Source organism: Streptomyces sp. WAC05292, assembly GCF_003949955.1.
Lineage (GTDB): Bacteria > Actinomycetota > Actinomycetes > Streptomycetales > Streptomycetaceae > Streptomyces > Streptomyces globosus.
On record NZ_RPSE01000391.1, the window covers coordinates 1 to 5834 of the forward strand.

Consider the following 5834-nt stretch of genomic DNA (forward strand, 5'->3'; position numbering starts at 1 on the left):
GCTACCGGAGCAGCCCCGCAGGTCTTTTTCAAAGGAACCTCATCCACATAAGTGGACGGGGTATCAACTTCTGGCGTTGATTTTTGGCACGCTGTTGAGTTCTCAAGGAACGGACGCTTCCTTCGTACTCACCCGCAGTAACACTTACTGGGGCTTTCCTCCGGGCTTTCGTTCTTGCGTTTCAGACTCTATCAGAGCCTTTCGCGCTCCGCTTTCCGGGGTTTTCGCTTTCGCGCTTTCCCTTTCCGGCGGCACCGACCATATCAGGGCTTTTCCCGTTCTCTGCAACTCGGCCGCTTCGCCGGACGGCGCGCGGGAGAGAGCTGAGATCTGAGACTGAGATCAGCTTCTGAGGTGGTTGGTTCCCGTCCACTCCACCGGCTGTTCGTGAGGTGTTCACGAGGGCCGTCGTGGCGGGAGTCACGACAGTAGCGCTCCCGTGGTTCACAGGCAAATCGAATCAGGCGTATGGTCTAGTCCACTACGGTGTCGGCGGACGCGCTCCGCGGCCTCCGTCAGGAGGTTCGATTCGCGCGAACCGGGACATCTCATGACATATCGTTCTGAACGTGCGCCGTCGAGGACAGTGAGTGACGGCGTGGCGACGAAGCCCCACCCCCTGGGAGGCCCCCATGACCACCGTCACGTCCCCTCTTGCCGGGCGCGCCATCGGACTCGCGGCTGTGCCCGATCCGGTGTTCTCCGGCGCGATGGTGGGACCGGGCACCGCGATCGACCCCGTGCGTGAGGCTTCCGAGGCGGTGTCCCCCGTCGACGGTGTGGTCGTCTCCCTCCATCCGCACGCGTACGTCGTCGTCGACAGCGAGGGGCACGGTGTTCTCACCCACCTCGGGATCGACACCGTCCAGCTCAACGGCGAGGGCTTCGAGCTGCTCGTCGGCAAGGGCGACACCGTGAGCCGCGGCCAGGCGCTCATCCGCTGGAACCCGGCGGCCGTCGAGGCGGCCGGCAAGTCGCCGATCTGCCCCGTCGTGGCGCTGGAGGCTTCCGCGGAGTCCCTCGTCGACGTCGCCGAAACCGGCGACGTGGCGACCGGCGACGCCCTCTTCGGCTGGAACTGAGCCGGCCGGCAGGGACGCGTCCGCCCGGAACGGGCGAGTCGGACATCCACCGCGGCGGCCGGGGCCGCCGCTCAATCGGAGACGGGTGAAATGGAGACAACGCTGCGAGGCGTCGGCGTGAGCCACGGTGTGGCCATCGGCGAGGTGCGGCACATGGGCACGGCGGTCCTGGAGCCGCCGGCCCGGCAGATCACGGCGGACGAGGCGGAGCGCGAACAGGGGCGCGCCCGCAAGGCCGTCAGCGCGGTCGCGGCCGACCTGGTCGCCCGCGGCCAGCTGGCCGGGGGCGAGGCCCAGCACGTGCTGGAAGCCCAGGCCATGATCGCGGAGGATCCCGAGCTGATGGCGGACGTCGACCGGCGGATCGCCGTCGGCAGCACCGCCGAGCGCGGTGTGTACGACGCGTTCGCCGCGTACCGGGACCTGCTCGCCGGGGCCGGCGAGTACATGGCCGGGCGCGTGGCGGACCTGGACGACGTCCGCAACAGGATCGTGGCGCGGCTGCTCGGTGTGCCCATGCCGGGTGTGCCGGACAGCAACGAGCCGTACGTACTGATCGCGCGGGACCTGGCGCCCGCGGACACGGCGCTGCTCGACCCGGCGCTGGTCCTCGGCTTCGTCACCGAGGAGGGCGGTCCGACCAGTCACAGCGCGATCCTGGCGCGGGCGCTCGGAGTGCCGGCCGTGGTCGCGCTGCCGGGGGCCGGCGAGATCGCGGAGGGCACCGTCATCGCGGTGGACGGCTCGACCGGCGAGGTGTTCGTCGACCCGAGCAGTGAGAAGAAGGCGGAGCTGGAGGCCGCGGCCGCCGAGCGGAAGGCGGCCCTGGCCGCCTCGTCCGGTCCCGGGGCGACCTCGGACGGGCACCGGGTGCCGCTGCTGGCCAACGTCGGCGGGCCGGCGGACGTGCCGGCCGCGGTGGAGGCCGGGGCCGAGGGCGTCGGCCTGTTCCGCACCGAGTTCCTCTTCCTCGACGACAGCAAGAAGGCGCCGTCGGAGGAGAAGCAGGTCGACTCCTACCGCAAGGTGCTGGAGGCGTTCCCGGAGGGCCGGGTCGTGGTGCGCGTGCTGGACGCCGGCGCGGACAAGCCGCTGGACTTCCTGACGCCGTCCGACGAGCCGAACCCGGCGCTGGGCGTGCGCGGCCTGCGCACCCTGCTGGACCACCCGGAGGTGCTCCGGACCCAGCTGACCGCATTGGCGAAGGCGGCCGAGGGCCTGCCGGTGCACCTGGAGGTCATGGCTCCGATGGTCGCCGACCGGGCCGACGCGAAGGCGTTCGCGGACGCCTGCCGCGCCGCCGGGCTCAAGGCGAAGTTCGGGGCGATGGTGGAGATCCCCTCCGCGGCGCTGCGGGCGCGCTCGATCCTCCGGGAGGTCGAGTTCCTGTCGCTGGGCACGAACGACCTGGCCCAGTACACGTTCGCCGCGGACCGGCAGGTGGGCGCGGTGTCCCGGCTGCAGGATCCGTGGCAGCCGGCACTGCTCGACCTCGTGGCGCTGTCGGCGGAGGCGGCGCGGGCCGAGGGCAAGAGCTGCGGCGTGTGCGGCGAGGCCGCGTCGGATCCGCTGCTGGCCTGTGTGCTGACGGGTCTGGGCGTGACCTCCCTGTCGATGGGTGCGGCCTCGATCCCGTACGTCCGGGCGACGCTCGCCAAGTACACGCTCGCCCAGTGCGAGCGCGCCGCGGCGGCGGCGCGTGCCGCGGACAGCGCCGAGGAGGCGCGGATGGCCGCTCAGGCGGTGCTGTCCGGCGAGTAGGCGCCGCAGGGAAACAGTGCTTGGTCGGTCGAGGGGCCCCCGCCAGTCGTGGCGGGGGCCCCTCGGCCTGTACGGGCGCCGGGGCCGGGCCTGCTCAGTGGTGCGGGGGCGGGTCGTCCACCGCGAACCCGGGCCGGTAGTCGACACCGTGCTCGGGAGCGACCGGGTCGCCGGTGTCGGGGTCGGTGCAGTAGGCGTTGAACACGGCGGCCGCGGAGAGGGGGACGATGCCTCCCCCTTCCAGGCGCCAGCCGTGGACCCGGTCGCCGCCCCCGTCGGCGGTGGTGGTGCGCAGGACGAGGCCTCCGGCTCCGCCCAGGGCCATGCCGGCGGCCAGGACGGTGACGAAGTCGAGGGCCTCGCGCCCGTCCGGGTCGAAGGCGGGCAGGCCGGGCGGGCCCGGTGGACCTGCCGTACGGGCGTGCAGGACGGCGACGAGCTGCCGGTCGCCGGTGGGGATGCTGCACACGGCGTGGTGGTGGCCGGTCCCGGCGCCGGCGACGAGGCGGGTGACCGCCGTGGCGGCCCGCTCGAACGCGGACCGGCCGATGTCCTGGCCGCAGTCGGCGCAGGTTCCGGCGCGGGCGAGGACCGCGGCCGCGTACTCCCAGGTGGCCTGGCGGGCGGCCTCGTCGACCAGGAGCGGCACCATGTCGGCCACGGGCAGTCCGGTGTACGGGAGTCCGGGGCCGGTGCCGGCGAGCTCGGCGGTGAAGCGGGTGCGGGAGGCGGCCGTGTCGGGGTCGAGGCCCTGTTCGGCGCAGAAGGCGGCGTACTGCCCGGGGTCGAAGAGCGCGACCGTGGTGTGGATGCCCTGTGCGGCGAGGGATCGCAGCAGGTCGTCGACGTGCCTCAGGTAGTCGCGGTGGTCGTCGAAGGTGAAGCTGCGGTAGCGGCGCATGGCCGCGAAGTCCCGGGGGTCGGCGAGCAGGCCGATCGTGCCGGGTACTTCGCGGCGCAGCGTCGTCGTCTTCCGTGTGTCTGCCATGGCTCCCCCTGGTGTGCGAACGAATGCTCACTCAGAGTAATCAGAGCCACTGACAACGCCCCGCCGGTGCGTCAGCCGCCGGCGCCGGTGCGGGTGCGGGCGAGGTCCTGGTAGAAGCGGAGGAGTTCGAGGTTGTCCACCGAGCCGGGGTTGACGGCCTTCTCCAGGGCCGTGCCCTGGAGAAGCCGCTTGACGGGGACCTCGATGCGCTTGCCGGTGAGGGTGTGGGGGATGCCGGGCACCTCGATGATCTCGTCGGGCACGTGCCGCGGGGAGAGCTCCTCGCGGATCGTGGCCTTGATCCGGCCCTTGAGGTCCTCGTCCAGCGTGGCGCCGGGGGCGAGGTGGACGAACAGCGGCATCCAGTAGCCGCCGTTCGGCTCCTCCAGGCCGATGACGAGCGATTCCCTGATCTCCGGGAGGCGTTCGACGGCCTCGTAGATGTCCGCGGAGCCCATGCGGACGCCCTGCCGGTTGAGGGTGGAGTCGGAGCGGCCGTGGATCACGACGGAGCCGTGGTCGGTGATCGTGATCCAGTCGCCGTGCCGCCACACGCCGGGATAGGTCTCGAAGTAGCTGTCGCGGTAGCGGCTGCCGTCCGGGTCGTTCCAGAAGCGGACCGGCATCGACGGCATGGGGTTGGTGACGACGAGCTCGCCGACCTCGCCGGTGAGCGCCTTGCCGGACGGGTCCCAGGACTGCAGGTCGGTGCCGAGGCAGGCGGCCTGGAGCTCGCCGATGTGGACGGGGAGGGTGGGGACGGCGCCGGCGAAGCAGCTGCACACGTCCGTGCCCCCGCTGACGGAGGCGATCCACAGGTCCTCGGCGACCTCGTCGTGGAGCCAGCGGAAGCCGTCCGGCGGCAGCGGGGAGCCGGTCGTCGCGACGCACTTGACGGCGGAGAGGTCGAAGTCGCGGGAGGGGTGGACCCCTGCCTTGCGGCAGGCCATCACATACGCGGCGGAGGTGCCGTACAGGGTGGCCCCGGTGCGCTCGGCGATCCGCCACTGGGCGCCGGTGTCGGGGTGGCCGGGGCTGCCGTCGTAGAGGACGACGGTGGTGCCGGTCAGGAGGCCGGAGACGAGGAAGTTCCACATCATCCAGCCGGTGGAGGTGTACCAGAAGAAGCGGTCCTCGGGGCCGAGGTCGCAGTGCAGGCCGAGCTGCTTGAGGTGCTCCAGGAGGATGCCGCCCTGCGACTGGACGATGGCCTTGGGCAGGCCCGTCGTGCCCGAGGAGTAGAGGACCCACAGCGGGTGGTCGAAGGGGACCGGCTCGAAGACCGGCTCGGCGGGGGTGGACACCAAGTCCGACCAGGCGAGTGTGCCTGCGGGCGCGGGCGTGCCGAGCAGCGGGATGTGGACGACGGCGCGCAGCGAGGGGAGCTCGGCGCGGAGTTCTGCCACGGTGTCGCTGCGGTCGTGCTGCTTGCCGCCGTAGCGGTAGCCGTCGACGGTGAACAGGACGACGGGCTCGACCTGCTGGAAGCGGTCGAGGACGCTGCGGGCGCCGAAGTCGGGGGCGCAGGAGGTCCAGACGCCGCCGACGGCGGCGGTCGCGAGGAGGGCGACGACGGCCTCGGGGATGTTGGGGAGGTAGCCGCTGACGCGGTCGCCGGGGCGTACGCCGAGGGCGCGCAGCTCGGCGGCGAGTGCGCCGACGCGGCCGCGGAGCTCGGCCCAGGTGACGGGGACGGGCTCGTGGGTCTCGTCGACGTGCAGGAGCGCGGCGTCGCCGGCGCGGGCGGGGTCCTCGCCCGCGCGCAGGGCGTGCTCGGCGTAGTTGAGTGTGGCGCCGGGGAACCAGCGGGCGCCGGGCATCGAGCGGTCGGCGAGGACCTGCTCGGCGGGGGTGGTGAAGCGGACGTCGAACCATTCGGCGACGGCCTGCCAGAAGGTGTCGAGTTCCTCGACGGACCAGCGGTGCAGTGCCGGGTAGCCGCCGTCCGCGGGAGCTCCGTGCCGCTCGGCCGCCCACGCCTGGAAGGCGGTGATGCGGGCCGC

The 5834-nt window shown here is 72.3% G+C and carries 5 protein-coding genes; 3 read left to right on the forward strand and 2 right to left on the reverse strand.

Annotated elements, in window-relative coordinates:
* The 3 genes from EF903_RS34840 to ptsP form a co-directional block, all read left to right on the forward strand.
* Window positions 1-334: hypothetical protein (locus tag EF903_RS34840; RefSeq protein WP_221888784.1), on the forward strand; the 334-nt coding region annotated here is incomplete at its 5' end.
* A 298-nt stretch (window positions 335-632) separates the two neighbouring features.
* Window positions 633-1082: a PTS glucose transporter subunit IIA gene (locus EF903_RS27470; RefSeq protein WP_125547620.1), complete on the forward strand. Its 450-nt coding sequence runs from the start codon at window positions 633-635 to the stop codon at window positions 1080-1082.
* 90 nt (window positions 1083-1172) lie between these two features.
* On the forward strand, window positions 1173-2843 hold the full coding sequence (gene ptsP / locus EF903_RS27475; protein WP_125547622.1) for a phosphoenolpyruvate--protein phosphotransferase: 1671 nt from the start codon (window positions 1173-1175) through the stop codon (window positions 2841-2843).
* A gap of 94 nt (window positions 2844-2937) precedes the next feature.
* Here the strand turns inward: ptsP and EF903_RS27480 are convergent, their stop codons facing one another.
* Together EF903_RS27480 and EF903_RS27485 are read right to left on the reverse strand one after the other, a co-directional pair.
* Window positions 2938-3831, reverse strand: a complete 894-nt coding sequence (locus EF903_RS27480; RefSeq protein WP_125547624.1) for a hypothetical protein — start codon at window positions 3829-3831, stop codon at window positions 2938-2940.
* A 71-nt stretch (window positions 3832-3902) separates the two neighbouring features.
* The coding region (locus EF903_RS27485) for an acetoacetate--CoA ligase (RefSeq protein ID WP_125547626.1) at window positions 3903-5834 on the reverse strand (1932 nt) is incomplete at its 5' end.